The 18,443-nt window shown below is 72.6% G+C and carries 13 protein-coding genes; 5 read left to right on the top strand and 8 right to left on the bottom strand.

The annotated features are described in order from the left end of the window. Positions 1-200: 200 nt before the first annotated feature. Positions 201-587, top strand: coding sequence for a hypothetical protein (locus ABZ877_RS16215; protein ID WP_361070631.1), 387 nt, complete (start codon positions 201-203; stop codon positions 585-587). A 12-nt stretch (positions 588-599) separates the two neighbouring features. On the opposite strand, the gene ABZ877_RS16210 is transcribed toward ABZ877_RS16215, so the two are convergent. Together ABZ877_RS16210 and ABZ877_RS16205 are read right to left on the bottom strand one after the other, a co-directional pair. After that, complete coding sequence (locus ABZ877_RS16210) at positions 600-1,673, bottom strand: aromatic acid exporter family protein (protein ID WP_361070628.1); 1,074 nt, start codon at positions 1,671-1,673, stop codon at positions 600-602. Positions 1,674-1,939: 266 nt separating this feature from the next. Further along, the gene (locus tag ABZ877_RS16205) at positions 1,940-2,803 is read right to left on the bottom strand and encodes a SigB/SigF/SigG family RNA polymerase sigma factor (protein WP_361070625.1); all 864 of its coding nucleotides are present in this window, start codon (positions 2,801-2,803) and stop codon (positions 1,940-1,942) included. A 378-nt stretch (positions 2,804-3,181) separates the two neighbouring features. Here ABZ877_RS16205 and ABZ877_RS16200 point away from each other — a divergent pair, with 378 nt between their 5' ends. Beyond that, on the top strand, positions 3,182-4,459 hold the full coding sequence (locus ABZ877_RS16200; protein WP_361070622.1) for a YeeE/YedE family protein: 1,278 nt from the start codon (positions 3,182-3,184) through the stop codon (positions 4,457-4,459). Between the two features lie 243 nt (positions 4,460-4,702). Here ABZ877_RS16200 and ABZ877_RS16195 read toward each other — a convergent pair whose 3' ends face one another. After that, entirely contained in the window at positions 4,703-7,714 is a 3,012-nt protein-coding gene (locus tag ABZ877_RS16195) for a family 16 glycoside hydrolase (RefSeq protein ID WP_361070620.1), read from the bottom strand. Between the two features lie 314 nt (positions 7,715-8,028). On the opposite strand from ABZ877_RS16195, the gene ABZ877_RS16190 reads away from it, so the two are divergent. Continuing rightward, positions 8,029-8,844 carry a DUF1206 domain-containing protein gene (locus tag ABZ877_RS16190; RefSeq protein ID WP_361071084.1) on the top strand — a complete coding sequence of 272 codons (816 nt, stop codon included), beginning with the start codon at positions 8,029-8,031 and terminating at the stop codon, positions 8,842-8,844. A gap of 100 nt (positions 8,845-8,944) precedes the next feature. Continuing rightward, the gene (locus ABZ877_RS16185) at positions 8,945-9,313 is read left to right on the top strand and encodes a hypothetical protein (RefSeq protein ID WP_361070617.1); all 369 of its coding nucleotides are present in this window, start codon (positions 8,945-8,947) and stop codon (positions 9,311-9,313) included. A 9-nt stretch (positions 9,314-9,322) separates the two neighbouring features. Here the strand turns inward: ABZ877_RS16185 and ABZ877_RS16180 are convergent, their stop codons facing one another. Beyond that, entirely contained in the window at positions 9,323-10,213 is an 891-nt protein-coding gene (locus ABZ877_RS16180) for a LysR family transcriptional regulator (protein WP_361070615.1), read from the bottom strand. A gap of 121 nt (positions 10,214-10,334) precedes the next feature. Between ABZ877_RS16180 and ABZ877_RS16175 the strand changes: the two genes are divergently transcribed. Next, positions 10,335-11,564, top strand: coding sequence for an MFS transporter (locus tag ABZ877_RS16175; protein WP_361070612.1), 1,230 nt, complete (start codon positions 10,335-10,337; stop codon positions 11,562-11,564). 15 nt (positions 11,565-11,579) lie between these two features. Here the strand turns inward: ABZ877_RS16175 and ABZ877_RS16170 are convergent, their stop codons facing one another. The 4 genes from ABZ877_RS16170 to ABZ877_RS16155 form a co-directional block, all read right to left on the bottom strand. Next, positions 11,580-12,620, bottom strand: a complete 1,041-nt coding sequence (locus ABZ877_RS16170; RefSeq protein ID WP_361070609.1) for a LacI family DNA-binding transcriptional regulator — start codon at positions 12,618-12,620, stop codon at positions 11,580-11,582. Between the two features lie 9 nt (positions 12,621-12,629). Continuing rightward, positions 12,630-15,095: a glycoside hydrolase family 3 C-terminal domain-containing protein gene (locus ABZ877_RS16165; RefSeq protein WP_361070607.1), complete on the bottom strand. Its 2,466-nt coding sequence runs from the start codon at positions 15,093-15,095 to the stop codon at positions 12,630-12,632. Between the two features lie 63 nt (positions 15,096-15,158). Continuing rightward, the gene (locus ABZ877_RS16160) at positions 15,159-16,934 is read right to left on the bottom strand and encodes a discoidin domain-containing protein (RefSeq protein ID WP_361070604.1); all 1,776 of its coding nucleotides are present in this window, start codon (positions 16,932-16,934) and stop codon (positions 15,159-15,161) included. A gap of 406 nt (positions 16,935-17,340) precedes the next feature. Beyond that, positions 17,341-18,423 carry a DUF1996 domain-containing protein gene (locus ABZ877_RS16155; protein ID WP_361070602.1) on the bottom strand — a complete coding sequence of 361 codons (1,083 nt, stop codon included), beginning with the start codon at positions 18,421-18,423 and terminating at the stop codon, positions 17,341-17,343. Positions 18,424-18,443: the final 20 nt, after the last annotated feature.

The raw sequence follows: 18,443 nt of genomic DNA, 5'->3' as shown, positions 1-18,443 counted from the left end.
GTTCCTGCGGGTGGGGCTCAGCGGACCACGGCTCGGGTGCGGCCCCTCTCCAGGGGCTCACACCGTGCGGCGCCTCGCCATACGGACGCCGCCCGCGTACCCCTGCCGGGCACCTTGATGCGCGCCCGCGCATGTCACTGGGTGCGCGGGGCGCTCCGGTGGGTCACGCTGGGCGGAGACCGCCGATCCAGGAGACCCGCATGAACGCGACCGCCCCGACCCCCAACGAGCACCCGGTCACCGTGACCCTGAGCGACTGCTCGGACGACGACGCCCACCGCGTCCTCACGCACCTCGCCACGGAGTTCACCGACCGCTCCCCCGGCCAGGAGACGCCGGGCGGCGAGCACACCCGGGCCACGGTCTGGACCGCCGAGTTCGATGTGACCCCGACCGGTTCGGCGAGGGCGGCGACGGCGCGCGCGGACGGCCTCGACGGCTCCGTCTGCCTGACCGCGCAGGGCGCCCCGCACGACGTGACGACGGTGCGGACGGCGCTCGCCGAGGCGTACACCGTGCGGGACGCGGGATCGGTCTCCGGGGACCAGGAGCGCGAGTGCCAGTACCAGCTCACGTCGGCGCGCTGACCCGCGCTCCGCTCAGGCGTCGGCGGTGTCCCGCAGGACGTCGCACGTGTGCTGGAACTCCTCCATCAGCCGGGTGGCCTCGACGACGAGGACGCCGTACGGGCGGTTCGCGTCGGCCAGCGGCAGACCGTGCTCCGCGGCGGCGCCCAGGACGTCCTGGAGCGCCTCCTGCGCCCGGCCCGCCACCTCGTTCATCTGCTCGGCCTGCTTCCCCAGGGTGTCGCTGTCGAGCTCCGCGATGACGTGCGCGAGGTCGCGCAGACGCGCCGTGAACGCGCCGTAGGCCTTCAGGACCGGCGTGTAGGTGTACGTCTCCTCGGCCTCCCGCCACCGGGCGAGGCTACGGGTGAGCGACGCCAGCTGGTAGGCCGCCCGCTCCATGGCGGCGAGGACCTCGCGGTAGCGGGTGAAGGACAGGTCCCGGTGGGCGGGCAGCAGGCGCCGGGGGTTGAACGGCAGGCTGTTCTCGGCCGTGCTCAGCCCCGCGCGGGCCTGGCCCACCGCCGTCTGCGTGCGTTCGCCCGCCACCCGCCACCGCTCGGCGCGCTCCTCGCTCACGTCGCTGTGGGCGAGCCCGTCCGCCATGTCGTCGAGGAGGGTCTCCATCTCGGCGGCGAGCGCGTGCAGCCCCTGCTCGGCGCTGCGGTAGCGCAGCGGCGGCGCGACGCACAGGTTGACGATCAGGCCGATGCCGCAGCCGATGAGGACGAGCAGGACGATCTGGCTCAGTTCCTTGATGCGGTCGGCGTTGGACGTGGACTGCGAGTAGACCGAGAAGGCGAAGAACGCGGCCGTGGCGACCTGCGGCCCCTGTTCGCCCAGGGTGCGCACCTGGCCGATGGTCAGCGCGACGACGGCGACGAGGAGGAACGCGAACAGGTCGGGGCCCGCGCTGAAGCCGATCGCCGCCTGCACCGCCACGCCGAGGGCGACGGCGGCCACGTAGCGCAAGGTCTGCCAGATCGACCGGGAGATGGTGACGTGCATGGTCAGCACGGCGGAGAACGGCGCGAACGCGGGGGACGTCGCGTGCACGACGTCGTGGGAGACCCACCAGGCGAGCGTCGCCGCGACCACGCTCTTCATGATCCTCAGGACTGTCTCACGCTCGTACCCGGACGAGCTCCACGCGCGCGTGCACCATGCCCAGGCGTCCTTCAACCGACCCATCGCGCGCCCTGTCGTCCTTTCCGTGCCTGGTCCGAGGCGGTCCCGCACGTCGCGCCGGGGCCGGACAGGACAGGTAACCCACAACGCGGGCGCCGAAACAGGACGAAGGCGCTGCCGCGCGGGGTGTGCGGCAGCGCCTTCGTCCAGATGAGAGAGGAGCGGGGAGAGAGAAGAACGGTGGTTCAGTCGGTGGCCAGCAGCCCGGCGCGGAGCTTGCTCACCACGCGGGTGATCAGCCGGGAGACGTGCATCTGCGAGCAGCCCAGCTCGTCGGCGATCTGCTGCTGGGTGCGCTCCTCGACGAAGCGCAGGTGCAGCAGCTTGCGGTCCCGTTCGTCGAGGTCCGCGATGAGCGGGGCGAGCGAGTGGAAGTTCTCGACGAGCTCGAAGGAGTGCTCGTCGACGCCGATGAAGTCGGCCAGCATCGTGTCGGACTCGTCGTCCTGGCCGTTGACGGCCGCGTCCAGGGAGACGGCGTTGTAGCCGTTGGAGGCCATCTGGGCCTGCGCGACCTCGGCGGGCTCCAGCTGCATCAGCTCGGCCAGCTCGGCGGTGGAGGGCGAACGGCCGAGGCGCGAGCGCAGCTCCTCGGTGGCGCGGGAGAGTTCGAGGCGGGCCTCCTGGAGGCGGCGCGGCACGTGCACGGCCCAGGAGGTGTCACGGAAGAACCGCTTGATCTCACCGGTGATGTACGGCACGGCGAAGGAGGTGAACTCCACCTCACGGGTCAGCTCGAACCGGTCGATCGCCTTGATCAGCCCGATCGTGCCGACCTGGACGATGTCCTCCATCTCCTGCTGGCCCCGGTGCTTGAACCGGGACGCGGCGTACTGCACCAGGGAGAGGTTCATCTCGATGAGGCAGTTGCGCACGTAGCTGTACTCGTGCGTGCCCTCCTCGAGCTGGCTCAGGCGGTCGAAGAACCGCTTGCCGATCTCTCGCGCGTCCTTCGGCGCGATGGACGACGGATCCGTGTATGCGCGCTCGACCAGGTCCTCCGAAACCCGGTCGGACCGGGTCTGTTCCTGAGCCGTCACGGTGATCATTGAGTCCCGCTCCTTGTGAAATCGAGCTTGGCTGACGTCCCCCGTCGCGCGCCGGTTACCCGGTTCGCTCCCTCTCACACCTGCGGTTTTGCACAAGACCGACCTCGGGTTCGATTTCGCGCCAGGGCACCGCCCCGGCACGCCCGGATGTCCATGTATATGCCCGCTATGTGAGACGCATGCGGGCTCCTCGCACCGCCTTCCCTATGGTGGTGCGCATGTTCGGACCCGCTCGCCAGCTGGCTCTCGCGCTCTTCGCGGCCACCGCGTGGAGCGTCGACGACGCGCTCTGTCGCCGCTGACGCACGCCTCGCGGCCCTTTCCCCGCCGCGCCGCACCGCCCGTCCGGCCTTCCCCCCTCCCTCCTCGGAGACCCCCTTGACCACCGCTCCCTCCCCCGGGGCGTCGCGGGCCACCCTGCTCACGCCTTCCCCCACGTCCTCCCCCGCCCCCGTCGCCGCGCCCCTCCCGCGCGTCCGGCGGGCTCCCCTCGCCGTCGCGGGCGCCGTCGGCGCGGCCCTCGCCGGGTACGTCTTCGCCGAGCACGGCGCCAAGCCGGGCGTGCTGCTCCTGCTCGGCATCGGGCTCGGCTTCGCCCTCTTCCACTCCCGGTTCGGCTTCACCTCCGCCTGGCGCCAGCTCGTCGCGGTCGGCAACGGCACCGGGCTGCGCGCCCACACCCTGCTCCTCGGCACCACCGCGACGCTCTTCGCGCTGATCATCGGCACCGGCAGCGGCTTGTTCGGCTCGGTGCCCGCGCCCAGCGCAGGACCGATCGGCGTGGGCCTCCTCCTCGGGGCGTTCCTCTTCGCCGTCGGCATGCAGCTCGGCGGCGCGTGCGCCTCCGGCACCCTGTTCGCCGTCGGCTCGGGGCAGTCCACGATCGTGCTCACCCTCTTCGGGTTCATCACCGGGTCGACGCTCGCCGCCTGGCAGTTCACGCTCTGGAACGACCTGCCCGCGCTCGACCCGTTCCTCCTCTCCGACCACGTCGGCTGGTTCGGCTCCTGGGCGCTGACCCTCGTGGCGCTCGCCGCCGTCTGGTGGGTGGCGCGCACGGTCCAGGCCCGCCGCAACCCGCCGCCGGTCGGCACGCCGCCGTCCGCCCGCGGCGCCCTGGCCCGTACGGTCCGCGGGTCCTGGCCGCTCGCCGCGGGCGCCGTCGTCCTGGCCGTCCTCGGCGCCGGTGTGCTGCTCGTCTCGGGCGGTGCGTGGGGCATCACCAGCGCGTTCTCGCTGTGGGGCTCGAAGATCGTGGGCGCGTTCGGCGGCTCCCCCGAGACGTGGACGTACTGGCGGCAGCCGGGCAGCGCCGCGCAGTTGTCCGGGCCCGTGCTCGCCGACAAGAACAGCCTGACCGACATCGGCATCATGGTCGGCGCCGCCGTGGCCGCCGCCGCGGGAGGCGTGTGGAAGCTGCACCGGGGCATCCCGGCCCGCACGGCGCTCGCCGCGGTCCTCGGCGGCATCCTGATGGGCATCGGCGCCCGCCTCGCGGGCGGCTGCAACATCGGCGCCTACCTGGCGGGCATCGCCTCGGGCTCCCTGCACGGCTGGATCTGGGGAGCGGTCGCGATCCTGGGCACATGGGCGGGCCTGCGCCTGCGCCCCCTGTTCGGCCTGGGCAACCCGAGGCCGACGGACAGCGTCTGCTGACCGGCTCCGGCGGAACTCGTCCCGGGCGGCTCGTCCTCGAGCCGGGCCGCGCACCTCGGCTCCACCGCGGCGCCGCACCCCGCCGCCTCACCCACGGCCGCGCGGGGCCCTCGTCGCTCACGACGAGGCCGGCGTGGCCGCGAAGGTCACGCCGACACCGAGCCCGGTCGGCGGTGGTCGCGCCGCGTCCGCGCCCCGGGAGGTCTCCGGGGCGCGGACGCGGCGGACTCACCCGGCCGTGGCTCAGCCCAGCGGCGTCACCCGGAGGTTCCGGAAGCGGACCGGGTTGCCGTGGTCCTGGAGCCGGAGCGGCCCGGCCGCGGGGCCTTCCGGCACGCCCGCGCCGGCGGTCGGGCCGTCGAGGGCGATGTCGTCATGGACCTTCTTGCCGTTCCACACCACGGTCACCCGCGCGTCGGCGGTCTTCTTGCCGCTGTCGTCGAAGCGCGCCGCGCGGAACGTGATGTCGTACGTCTGCCATGTCTCGGGCGCCGTCGCCGCGTTGACGTCCGGCGCCTTCTTCAGATAGATCGCCCCCGCCTCGTTGGTGTCGAGGGTGGTGTCGCCGTACGAGTCCAGGATCTGGAGCTCGTAGCGGTCCTGGAGGTAGATGCCGCTGTTGCCGCGGTTCTGCCCGGTGACGTCGTCCGGCAGGAGCGGGACGCGGAACTCGGCGTGGAGGCGGAAGTCCTGGTAGGCGTCCTTGGTGCGGATGTCGCCGCAGCACACCTCCATCGACTTCTCGGCCGCGAGCGGCCACTGGATGGTCCGGCCGTCCGGATGCTGCCACTGGGCCTGCGAGGCGCCCGTGCCGTCGAAGAGGGCGACCGGGGAGCCCTGCGGGCGCACGGTGATCAGGTCGAGGTTGACATGGCCCGCGTCACCGGTGTCGAAACGGTAGGCGATCGTGTTCTTGCCCGCGCGCAGGGTGACGCGTTCGGTCTTCGTCGACCAGGTGTCCCAGTTTCCCGTCGAGGGGAGCTGGGTCTGCCGCAGCTTCTGCCCGTTGGCGTACAGGGAGAGGGACTTGGTGCCCTCGTAGGGGTTGGGTCCGTTGGAGTAGCGCAGGTTGACGTCGTAGACGCCCGCCTTGGGGACCGTCACGTCGAAGGTCGTGGCGGCCTTGCCCTCGGTGTTGTAGCGGTCGACGAAGCCGCTGCCGGAGAAGCCGGTGTGGTCGCGGTTGATCCCGGCCGTACCGGTCAGGCGCGCCTCCTCGGCCTCGTACTGCGTGGCGGCCGGCGGCTGCGCGCCCGGCATCTCGTTGAGCGTGTACCACGCCTCGGTGCTCCACAGCGTCTCGCCGGAGGCGGACGCGAAGGGGCGCGGCGAGCGGACGTGCACGACGCGGCCGGGCTTGAGCCCGTCGAGCCGCAGCTTCACCGTGCGGCCCTTGTCGGCGAGGGTCGCCGAGCGCACCGCGAGCTTCTCCTCGGCGATCTTCGGGCCGCCGTAGTCGCTGGTCGGCGTGTAGCGCCACTGTTCGGCGGTGTAGCGCTCGGCCAGCTTGTCCGCGGTCTCCTGCGACAGCGGCTGCGTGTACGTCAGGTCGAAGCCGCCGGGGACGGCGCGCATCTCCTTGATGTCGAAGGTGTTGCCGCCGTTCGGGGTGAGCTTCTGGAGGCCGAAGCGGAGCTTGCCCTCCTGGCCCCAGTTGCCGTCGGCGCCGAGCCCGCCCGTGTAGATCGCGCCGTCGGGGCCGACGGTGATCCGGTTGACCCCCGCTTCGAGCCCTTGCGTGTAGCGGAAGACGGCGCCCTGGTACTGCCCCTTCACCTTCTCCAGGTAGCCGCGCTGGAGACCGCCGTAGGTGACGTCACCGAAGAGCATCTGCCCGGCGAACTGCCCCTTGGTGAGGGTCAGCGGGGTGCTGGGCGAGTTGGCTATCTCGTTCTGCGGCAGCCAGAGCACCGGCTGGGTGACGGGCTTGTCGTCGAAGCGGCCGGACGGCTCCGTGTAGTGGTTGAAGAAGCGGTCCTGCTTGATCTGGACGAGCTTGGAGGCGGGCAGCCAGCCGCCCTGGTTGTCGGTGGTGAAGATCGACCCGTCGGGGCCCCAGCCGATCCCGTTCGGGGTGCGGAGCCCGCCCGCGACGGCGTGCAGCTCCCCCGTCCTCTTGCTGATCCTGTACGTCGTGCCGCGGCCGGCGACGGGCTGCGGGGTGGTGGTCGCGCCGCCGTAGTTGATGGCGACGGAGAGGTTCACGTAGAAGTAGCCGTCGCGGTAGAGCAGGCCGAAGGCGAACTCGTGGAAGTTCTTGCCCCACGGGAAGGTCGCGACCGTCTTGTACTCGTCGGTGACCCCGTCCTTGTTCGTGTCCACGAGCCGCGTCAGCTCGTGCTTCTGCGAGACGTACAGGGACCCGTCGACGTACTTGAGGCCCATCGGCTCGCGAAGGCCGCTCGCGATCTTCTTGACGCCGACCTTGGTGCGGTCGGTCTTCCCGGTGACGTGGTCGAGGAGGTACACCTCCCCCGCCACGTTGTCCGTGCCGCCCCACGTGCTGAGCGCGAGGCGCCCGTCGGGCAGCCAGTCCATGCCGGTGACCTGCGGCTCGAACCCGTCGGGGCGCAGATCGGTGAGGTCGAGGTCGGGGCGTACGCCGGTCAGCGGGAGGCCGTCGCCGGGGCTGTCCGTACCGGCCTCGCACTCCTTGCGGCCGGGCGCGGTGACGCGGACGACACCCGCGTCGGTGGTCAGGGACTCGTTCGGTACGACGGTGAAGTCGGCGGCGCCCGGCGGCTTCCAGGCGAGGGTGAGCTGCTGGCCGCCGCCCGCCTCGAAGTAGTCGACGCGGAACGGGTGGGAGCCCGCGGTGAGTTGCACGGCCCCGTCCTTGGGCTCGGCGCCGTGCAGCCCGTCGTGGTCGATGACCTCGCGGTCGTCGATGGTGAGCCGCGAGCCGTCGTCGCTGGTGAGCCGGAAGCTGTACGTCCCGTCGCTCGGAACGACGAGGTAACCGGACGCCTGCGCCGAGAAGTTGTCGGCGAAGCCGCCGAAGTCCTCGGTCGTGGACCAGTCCACGGTCTTCATCAGCTTGTCGTGGTTGGGCGTCTGGCCGGGCTTGAGCGTGCAGAGCTTGCTGAGCGGGACCTGCGTGTCGAAGACGCGCAGCGTCACGCCGGGTTCCTGGGGCGGTATGGCGGCGTCGGCGGCGACGGACGGGGGCGCGGCCCACACGCCTCCGGCCAGGAAGCCCCCGACGAGCAGGGTGGCGAGACGTCTGTGGGCGCGGCGGAACAGCCGTGGATGCATCGGTCCTCCAGGACGGGACCGGAGGCCGCCGGGTCGCACTCCGGTCGAGCTGAACGGCCCCGCGGGGGTGCGGAAGCCGGGGCTCCTACGGTTGATGCGCCGTCACGCTAGGGGACTTCTGCTCATCTCGTCCATACTTTGTCATCAACGAGTTCAAAGTCGGGCCATGATCTTTCCGTGCGCCCCCGCCGCCCCACCCGCATCACCCTCCCGGCCGTGTCGCCCGCCCCCGCATGTGCGGCCCGGACCGGGGAAGTTGTCGCCTGCGCCGCACCGGGCGCGACGGCGGACGAGGAGGGCAAGTGAGAGCGAGCATGGTCACGGGCAAGGCCAAGGCCCGGCAGGCGGCGAACAGTTCGGTCGTCGACACCGGGGCGCGCGTCGGACTGATCGCACGCGGCGTGCTGTACATCCTGATCGGCGTCCTGGCGCTGCGCGTGGCGTTCGGCGGCGAGAACCAGGAGGCCGACAGCAGCGGCGCCATCCGCGAACTGGCCCAGCAGCCGTTCGGCAAGGTCCTCGTGTGGGCCGTCGGGATCGGTCTGGTCGGCATGGCGCTGTGGCGGCTCAGCGAGGCGCTGTTCGGCTCGGCGGGCCCGAACGGGGACAAGCCCGGCAAGCGCGCGCTGTCGGCCGGCCGGTTCGTCTTCTACGGGGTGATGGCCTACTCCGTGCTGTCGTTCGCGGCGTCCGCCCGCAAGAACAAGGGCAGCGACGCGAAGTCCCACGACTTCACGGCCCGCGCGCTCGACCTCCCGGCGGGCCGCTGGCTGGTCGGCATCGCCGGGCTGGTGATCATAGGCATCGGGATCGGCGTCGGGGTGCGGGCGGCGCAGCGCAAGTACCACAAGCACCTCAAGAAGGCGCAGATGTCGCGGCAGGTGCGGCGCGGCATCGACGTGCTCGGCGTCAGCGGCGGCGTGGCGCGTGGCCTGATCTACGCGGGCGCGGGCCTGTTCATCCTGATCGCCGCCGCGCAGTACGACCCGGACGAGGCCAAGGGCGTCGATGGCACCCTGCGCGCCTTCGCCGGGACCCCGGCGGGCCCGTGGCTCCTGGCGCTGGTGGCGTTCGGGCTGCTCCTGTTCGGGCTGTTCTCGTTCGCGCTGGCGCGCTACCGCAGGGTCTGAGCGGGGGCGGCGCCGGACGGGGGCTGCATTCTTACTTACCGGTCAGTAGGATCATGCGGCAGCACCCGCCCGCAGCTCGACCGCACCCCCGGAGGCCCCCGTGCGCCGCGTCCGTTCGCCCCAGCTCCTCGCCGGTCTCCTGGCCGGCGCCGGGGTCGCCCACTTCCTGCTGCCGAAGCCCTTCGACTCGATCGTGCCGCGTACGCTGCCGGGCTCGCCCCGCGCCTGGACCTACGCCAGCGGCGCGGTCGAGCTGGCGCTCGCGGCCGGGATCGCGCTGCCGCACACCCGCAGGCGCACGGCCGGCGCCGCGGCCGCCTTCTTCGTCGCCGTCGCGCCCGCCAACGTGAAGATGGCCGTCGACTGGCGCGACCGCCCCGCCCCGCTGCGCCGCGCGGCCGCGGCCCGGGTCCCGTTGCAGGTGCCGCTGGTGCTGTGGGCGCGGAAGGTGGCGCGCGACGCGGCCTGAGCCATCCGCTCACCCCGACGGCACGAACTCCCGCAGCAGCTCGGTCAGCGCGCGGGCCGCGGCGCCCCGCGTACGGTCCGCGGGGGCCGCGAGGGAGAGTGGCCAGTGCAGGTCGGCGCCGGTCACGGGGATCACCGACAGGCCGTGCGCGGTGTCGGCGAGGAAGCGCGGGAGCAGCGCCACGCCGAGGCCCGCGCGCACATAGTCCGCGCTGGTGGCGATGTCGGTGATCTCGATGGTGACGTGGCGCGGCACCCCGGCCGCCGCGAACGCCCGGTCGGCGACGGCCCGGTTGCCGTAGCCGACGGGACAGTCGATGAACCGCAGCCCGGCCAGCTCACCGATCTCCACCTCCTCGCGCCCGGCCAGCGGATGGTCCGGCGGCACGACGAGGTACAGCGTCGAGCCGGTCAGCGGCAGCAGTTCGACGCCCGGCGGGCGCGGGCCCGGCAGGGAGACGAAGGCCAGGTCGAGACGGCGTTCGACCAGCGCCTCCAGATGGCCCCGCGAACCGGTCGGCGCGACGCTGATCTGCACCTGCACACCCGGGTGGCGGCGGTGGAACTCACCGAGCAGCGCGGGCAGGTCGATCAGCCGGATCGAGGTCAGCGTGCCGACGCGCAGGGTGCCGCGCAGCCCGCCGCGCACCTCCGCGACGGCGTCCGCCGCGTCCCGCGCGGCGTCCAGGGCGATCCGGGCCTTGGGCAGCAGGGCACGACCCGCGTCGGTGAGCAGCACCCGCTTGGAGTTGCGGTCGAGGAGCCGGGCGTCGAGCTCGCGCTCCAGGGCCTTGACCGCGGCGGAGACCGCGGACTGGACGATGTGCAGTCGGGCCGCGGCGCGCGTGAAGTTCTGTTCCTCGGCGACGGCGACGAAGTACTCGAGATGGCGTAGCTCCACGCGCTCGACTATCGCACATCGAGATCGCTGCCAGCTCGAAGATTCGTTGGACGCGATGGCAGGTGCGGGCGCACAGTGAGACACGTCCGCACCACGGATCTTGTCGAGATCGGAGCACGCCATGGCCACCATGACGACACCCCCACGCACCACCAGGTCCGCTCCGGAGGCCACCGGCTCCGCCCGCCACGGCGTCGGCTTCTGGGCGGTCGCCACCGCGTTCCTCGTCGCCATGGCGTTCTCCACCGTGCCGACGCCGCTGTACCCGCTCTATGAGGCGCGGGACGGCTTCTCCACCTTCATGGTCACCGTCGTCTTCGCCGTCTACTCGGTGGGCGTCATGGTCAGCCTCGTCCTCGCCGGGCACGTCTCGGACTGGGTGGGCCGCCGCAGGATCCTCCTGGCGGCGCTCGCCCTGGAACTGGTCGCGGCGCTGCTCTTCCTGTCGACCGCCGCGCTGCCCATGCTGCTCGTGGCCCGGTTCGTCACCGGTCTCGGCGTCGGCATGCTGACCGCCACGGCCACCGCGCACCTGCACGAACTGCACGCCGCGCACCGGCCCGGCGCCTCCGCGCAGCGGTTCGAGACGGTCTCCACCGCGGCCAACATCGGCGGCCTCGGGCTCGGCCCGCTCGTCGCCGGGTTCCTCGCCCAGTACGCGGGGGCGCCGCTGCGGGTGCCGTACGCGGTCTTCGCCGTGCTGCTCGTCCTGGTCATGGCCGCGCTCGCCCTGGCCCCCGAGACCGTCGCGGCGTTGCCGGTCCGGCCGAAGTACCGGCCGCAGCGGGTGAGCGCCGACCACGGGGACCGCGCCGGGTACGTCGCCGCGGCGGCCGCCGGCTTCGCCTCCTTCGCGGTGTTCGGCCTGTTCACGTCCATCGCCGCCGGGTTCGTCGGGCACACGCTCGGCCACCCGTCCCGGGCCCTCGCGGGCGGCATCGTCTTCGCGGTGTTCGGCGGCGCGGCCCTCGCCCAGACGCTGACCCAGCGGCTCGCGCCCCGTACGAAGATGACCGCGGGCCTGCTCGCCGAGGGTGCCGGGTTCCTGACGCTGGTGGTCGGCATGCACACCGCGAGCCTCGCCGCGTTCCTGACCGGCGGCGTCGCGGCGGGCGTCGGCGCGGGCCTGCTGTTCAAGGCCGCCGTGGGCCGGGTCGTCGCGATGGCCGCGCCCGCGCGCCGCAGCGAGGCCCTGGCGAGCCTGTTCCTCGTCGCGTACCTGGGCCTGAGCGTCCCCGCGGTCGCCATCGGCGTCGCCACGCTGGCGCTCACCGCCACGGCCGCGATGACCTGGTTCGCCGGGCTGCTCCTGGCGCTGCTCACGCTGGTGGCGGTGCTCGACCGCCGCTGAGAGCCCGGACGGATCTCAGGTCGACGCGCGGACCACCAGCTCGGGTTCGAAGATGAGCGAGGTCGGTTCCGTGCGTTCGCCCTCGATGTGCTCCTGGAGGATGCGCGCCATGGCCATGGCCATCTCCTCCACCGGCTGGCGCACGGTCGTCAGCGGCGGGGTGCAGGTGATCGCGATGCTGGAGTCGTCGAACCCGACCACCGAGACGTCCTCGGGGATGCGCCGCCCGCGCTCCCGCAGGACCTGGCACACGCCCTGCGCCATCAGGTCGTTGGCGGCGAACACCCCGTCCAGGTGCGGATGGTCGTCGAGGAGCCGCGCCATGGCGGCCGCCCCGCTGTCCAGCGTGAAGCCGCCCTCCGCGATCGGCACGTACGGCATCCCGGCCCGCTCCACCGCCTCCCGGAACCCGGCGAGCCGCTGCTGCCCGGCGGGCAGGTCGAGCGGGCCCGACACGGTCGCGAGGCGGCGCCGCCCGCGCTCCAGGAGATGCTGCGCCGCCATCCTGCCGCCCTCGCCGTGCGCCAGGTCCACGTAGCTGACCGGCGCGGGGAGGGCGGGCCGCGCGAAGCACACGGCGGGCAGCCGGTCCCGGGCGAGCAGGGGCGGCAGCGGGTCCTCCGCGTGCGTGGAGACGACGAGCGCGCCGTCGGCCCGGCCCTGGCGCAGATACGCCATCACCTCCTCGCGGGCGGCCCCCGACTCGGCGAACATGAGCACCGGGTGCATGGACCGCGTCCGCAGGAACGCCACGACACCGCTGACGATGCGGCCGAAGAAGGGGTCGGCGAAGACCCGCGCCGCGAACGCGTTCTGCGCGCCCTCGTCCTCCTCGCCCGCCCCCGACACCACCAGCGCGATGGTCTCCGCCCGCCGCGTGACCAGCGCACGCGCCGCCCTGTTGGGGGTGTAGCCGGTGCGCCTGATCGCCTCGCGCACGGTCTCGCGGATGGCGGGGTCCACGCTGGGGACGTCGTTGATCACTCGCGACACGGTCGCCCGTGAGACCCCCGCCTCACGCGCGACGTCCTCCAGCGTCAGGGACTGTCGTTGCATGCGGGCAGCTTAATCGGGCCTCCGCACCGCGCATAGAGCGCTCTCTGACGCTCGGCCGACGACCCGTACGCGCGTGGTGAGCGGCAGGTCGTCGGCCGAGCGGCCCACGTGCACGGTGAACCGGCCCGGCTCCCCCGCCCACCACTGCCCGGCGACGTCCCAGTGCCGCAGCGAGCGCGCCGCCACGACGACCTCGGCGCGCGCCGTCTCGCCGGGGCCCGCATGCACGGCGGCGTACCCGGCGAGCCAGCGCACGGGCCGCTCGATCCGCGAGTCGGGCCGGGAGAGGTAGACCTGCACGACCTCGCGGCCGGGCCGTCCGCCCGCGTTCCTGACCAGCGCGGTCACGGTGAACCCGGCGCCCTCGTCGACGGTTTCGGGGGCGTCGACATGCTCGTACGCCCATGTCGTGTAGCCGAGTCCGTGCCCGAACCAGTAGGCGGGGGCGCGACCATCGCGCAGCCAGCCCCGGTGTCCGACGTGGACGCCCTCGTCGTACGTGAGCCTGCCCCCGACCGGCCGGGTCGCCGTGACCGGGGCGTCCGCGAGGCGCGCGGGCCAGGTGGTGGGGAGCCGCCCGCCGGGCTCGACGTCGCCGAACAGGACGTCGGCGAGCGCGCCACCCGCCTCCTGTCCCGGCAGCCAGGTGAGCAGGACGGCGCCGACCTCGTGGCGCCACGGTAGTTCGACCGGGCCGCCGGAGTTGACCACCACGACCGTACGGGGGTTGGCGGCGGCGACGGCGCGCACGAGGTCGTCCTGGCGGCCGGGCAGGGCGAGGCCGGTGCGGTCGTGTCCCTCCGACTCGCTTCCGTCGGTGGTGCCGACGACGACGATCGCGGCGTCGGCGGAGCGCGCCGCGGCGACCGCCTGGGCGAGGGCGTCCGCGTCGGGGGTGGCGGGCGGGGCCGCCGTCAGGACGGTGGCGCGGCCGGTGTCGGGGGCGAGTTCGCGCCGCGCCACGACGAGCACGGGCACGCCCTCGGTGAGGGTGTGACGGGCCGTCGGCCCTGGCGGGGTGACATGGACGACCGCCGGGTCGTCGGTGCGGCGCGGGTACGTGCCGTCGATCAGCGGCCGCCCGTCCACGGTCAGCGACATCCGGCCGAACCCGCCGAGCCCGAACGTCCAACGGCCACCGGTCCCCGGCGTCAGCAGGGCGCTGATCTCCACGGTACGGGCGCCGTCCCGCAGGCCGGGTTCGAGCAGGCGACCCGTGCCCCGGTGCTCGGCGTACAGCTCGGCACCGTCGGCATCCAGCACACGGAGGAGCACGCCGGGGGCGCCGGAGCGCGGGTCGACGCAGTCACGGGGCCCGAGCGGGGCGGGCGGGGCGCCGAGGCCGGGGCCGGGGGCGTGCACGACGCGGGCCTGCCCCCGCAACCGCTCCCGTATCCCCTCCAGCGGTGACACGACCCGTTCGGGGAAGACACCGGCGCTGCCGCCGCCCTGTACGCGGGGCGCCGTGGCATGGGCGCCGATCACGGCGAGCGTACGCAACTCGCCCTGCCCGAGCGGGAGTACGCCGTCGTTTCTGAGCAGGACCGTGCCCGAGGCGGCGGCGCGGCGGAGCAGCCGGCGGGCGCCCGGAACCGTACGGGGCCGGGGGGCGGGCGCCCCGTTCAGCGCGCCGACGCGCTGGGCGAGGAGGATCAGCCGGCGCACCTTGTCGTCGATCACGGCCTGCGGGACGAGACCGGCGGCCACGGCGTCGGCGAGCGTCTCGTCCCAGGGGCCGCCGGGGCCCGGCATCGCGAGGTCGAGCGCCGCGTTTCCCGTGTCGACCGCCGTGCGCAGGGCGCCCCAGTCGGACACCACGACACCGTCGAAGCCCCACTCGTCCTTCAGCGGGCGCGCGAGGAGCGGACTGGCGGTCATCGTCGCGCCGTTGACGCGGTTGTATCCGGCCATGACCGCCCAGACCCCGGCCTCGACGGCGGCCTCGAAGGGGGCGAGGCAGACCTCGCGCAGGGTCCGTTCGTCGACCCGTACGTCCACCGTCAGACGGCCCGTCTCGGAGTCGTTGGCGACGAGGTGCTTGGCCGTCGCCGCGACGCCTCCGCCTTGGAGGCCGCGGATCAGCGCGGCACCGGTCCGGCCCACGAGCCAGGGGTCCTCCGAGAAGCACTCGAAGTGACGCCCGGCCAGCGGCGAGCGGTGCAGATTGAGGTTGGGGGCGAGGACGACGTGCACGCCTTTCCGACGCGCCTCCCGCGCGAGCAACCCGCCCACTTCTCGCACCAGTTGCTCGTCCCAGGCCGCCGCGAGCGCCGACGCGGAGGGGAGCAGGAGCGAGGTGAGGCGCTCGTCCCATGCCTCGCCCCGCACCCCCGCGGGCCCGTCCGAGGTGACGATCTCGTCCAGGCCCACGGCGGGTTCGGCGCGGGTGCGCCAGGTGGTGCCGCCCGTCAGGAGCCGCACCTTCTGCCGCGGACTCAGCTTCTCGGTCAGCCGGTCCGGCTCCTCGTCGGTCATGGCCCCCACCCCTCGTCTCCCCTGTATGTGCTGCCTGCTGCCTGGCGCGGATGCCGGCAGCGCTCAGCTGTAGATCCCGAACTCGTAGAGCGAGTAGCCGTATCCGGTGCCGCGGGCGGTGCCGTTCACGCGGACGTAGCGTCCCGTGCCGGTCACGTCGAAGTCGTCGACGCCGCCGTTGCCGTCGGTGACCTGGCGGACGGTCGTCCAGTTCTGGCCGTCGTCCGAGGTCTGGATGGTGTACGCCTTCGCGTACGAGGTCTCCCAGGTGAGCTGTACGTGCCGGAACGAGCGGCGCGAACCCAGGTCGACCTGGAGCCACTGCGGGTCGCTCCAGTCGCTCGCCCAGCGGGTGTCGTTCTTGCCGTCGACGGCCTGCGGCGCGGTGCACGGGCAGTCGCCGTAGTCGCTCGTCTGCTGCGAGGAGGCGGTGGCGGGCCGGTTCAGGGCGATGTTGGTGCCGTTGACGGGCGGCGGGACGACCCGTACGGAGCGGGTCTCGACGCCGACGTTGCCGTGGCCGTCGGTGGCCTTGACGTAGATCTTCCACACGCCGGGCTTGTCGGGGGCGGTCACCTTGAGCCGTCCGGAGCCCAGGTTGGTGACCTGCAGGGGCACGAGCTGCTTGCTCTGGTCGATGTAGTTGCTGTTGCTGAGGACCTGGTAGGAGAGCTGGTCGCCGTTCGGGTCGGTCGCCGTGGTGGAGATGATGAGGTCACGTCCGGCGGGCACGTTCGTGGCGCCGCCCTCGATGTCCATCCGCGAGATGACCGGCGGGGTGTTGTCGCGGGAGGTGTCCGCTCCGTAGGCCCGCTTCACGGCGTAGTAGGACAGCCGCTTCTCGCCCGCGGGCAGCAGGTTGAACCAGATGCCGCCGAAGTCGTACTCGGTGCCGTAGTGGAACATGGTGGCGCCGAGCGCGACGCCCTTGTGCCCGGTGACGCAGCCCCACGCCTTGGTGTAGCCCTCGGCCTTGGCCTGGTCGGTGGGTTCCTGCGGCACCCCGTTGGCGTCGTCCGGCACCTCCCACTCCCCCGCGGGCCCGGTCTCGGTGACGATGTACGGCTTGGTGTAACCGCCCTGCTCCCAGGCCGCCTTGACGTCACAGACGGCGTTGTAGGAGTTGACGGCGTACAGGTCGAGGTCGGGGGCGTTGCGCTTGTAGTAGGGCCAGGCGCCGACCCAGGCGTCGGTGGAGGTGACCGGGTGGTTGGGGTCGACGGCGTGGATCTTCTTGGTGATGTCGTTGACGAAGGTGGTGTAGGCGTTGCGCTGCCTCTCCAGTTCGTCACCGCTGTAGCAGTTCTGGAGGCCGAGGACGGACTCGTTGCCGACGTTCCACATCAGGACGCCCGGGTTGTCCTTGTAGGTCTGCGCCCACTTCGGGAACTCGTCGAGCATCTGGTTCTTGTACGCGGTGTCCGTCAGGTAGTTCACACAGCCACCGCTGCCCGGGCCGCCGCCGGGCTGGAGCCAGAACCCGGCGATGACCTTGACGCCGTGCGCGGCGGCGGAGTCGAACAGCGGCTTGCTGGAGGCGTCGGTGCCCCAGGTGCGGATGGTGTTGACGCCCATGGACCTGAGGTCGGGCAGGTACCGGTCCGCGTCCGCGACGGACGGGCCCCAGGTCAGCCCCTTGATCTGATACGGCGACCCGTTCACCTGAAGCTGCCAGTTGCCCTGCGAGCCGGTCACCTTAACGACGTCGGCGGCGGCGTGCGCGGCTTGCGAGGGCAGGGTGAGGAAACCGGCCGCGAGCACGCCGGCGGTGAGAGGGATCGCGAGGCGGCGCGTCGTGCGGCGGGCGGTGTGGGTGGTGCGGGTGGGGGTGGGGCGCATGGGGATACCTCCGGCGGGGTCGGGGGGCTGGAGCTGATGAGGGGATCCGAGGTTGCGGATGAGGAGGCCCTGGGGGCAGATGAGGGGGTGCGGATGAGGAGGCCCGGGGGCGGTTCAGGGGGTGCGGATGAGGAGGCCCGGGGGGCGGATGAGAGGGGCGGATGAGCAGGCCCGGGGGCGGCTAAGGGGGGCGGATGAGGAGGCCCGAAGGGCGGATGAGGGGGTGCAGATGAGCAGGCCCGGAGGGCGGATGAAGGGGTGTGGATGAGCAGGCCCGGAGGGCGGATGAGAGGGGCGGATGAGCAGGCCCGGGGGCGGCTAAGGGGGGCGGATGAGGAGGCCCCGGGGGGCGGAGCGGCGGCCGGTCAGGGGGGCCGCCGCTCCGGGGCGTGCGGGGTGGTGTCGGTCAGGGCAGTTCGTACCGGTCGTTGAGGACCGCGCCCCGCTCGGGGTGGTTCTGGTCGTAGCCGCGCGGGTCGCACTGGAGGCCGCCGACGACGCAGTGGTCGACCATCGCCTTCAGCGTGCGGTCGTCCCAGGCGTTGAAGAAGTCGTAGTGGAACGAGTAGCCGCGGCCGCTGGAGAGCCGGACCTTCGACAGGTCACCGTTGACCGGGAACGCCATCTTGAACTCGATCATCGGCAGCGCGACGGGGTGGTCGGCCGGGCAGACGTTGTCGTTCGTGCCCTGCTTCACCACCGGGTAGGCCATGTGGCTCTTGTGGTCCGGGGTGTCCAGGTACTTGCCGTCCCAGCAACTCGGGGCCTGCATACGGATGTTGACCTGGGTGTCCTGGGAGGTGGGGCAGGAGGCCGGGAAGTCGACGTTGAAGTAACTGTTGCCGCACTCCCAGCCCTCCACGAAGCCGGGGTGGTTGCGGAACTCCTGCGCGGTCTGCATCGGGTTCCCGACGACGAACCGCAGCCCCTTCGGGAAGGGCCGCACGCTCGTGTAGTCGGTGACCCCGGCCTTGTAGTAGATCGTCTGCTCGCCGACGGGGAGCACCGGCCGGTCGCCGTTGAGCATGGTCGGCATCCAGTAGCCGGACTTGTCGCCGGGCGCGAGGCACTTGGTGGAGCCGTTGTCCAGCGACGCGGTGGTGCTGTGCGCGTCGGTCGTGGTGTTGCCCATGAACGTGTGGTCGTGGGACTTCCCGGGCTGGCCCGGGTAGACGATCGGGTCGTCCGGCTTGGTGTGCGTGACGTAGCAGTGCGCCTGGAACTCGTGGAAGTACGCGTGCGGCGGCACCTTCGTGGAGGGTTCGACGCCGGTGACGGGCGGGTTGGCCGGAATGTAGCCGTCGCCGTCCGCGTCCTCCGCGGCGGCCTTGGTGGAGGCGGCCATCGTGTGGCCCTGGTGGTGCGACGTCTGCTGTGCGGGAGCCTCGGCGGCGCCCGCGGTGAGGGCGACACCGCCGACGCCCATCGTGGTCAGCACGAGTGCGCCGGATATGAGCAGCCCTGAGACGAGTTTCGATCTCCGTGCCATGGAGACCTCCTGCCGTGTCG

Source organism: Streptomyces sp. NPDC046939, assembly GCF_040644575.1.
Lineage (GTDB): Bacteria > Actinomycetota > Actinomycetes > Streptomycetales > Streptomycetaceae > Streptomyces.
Note: the sequence above shows the minus strand (reverse complement) of the source record. Positions and strands in the feature narration are given on the sequence as shown.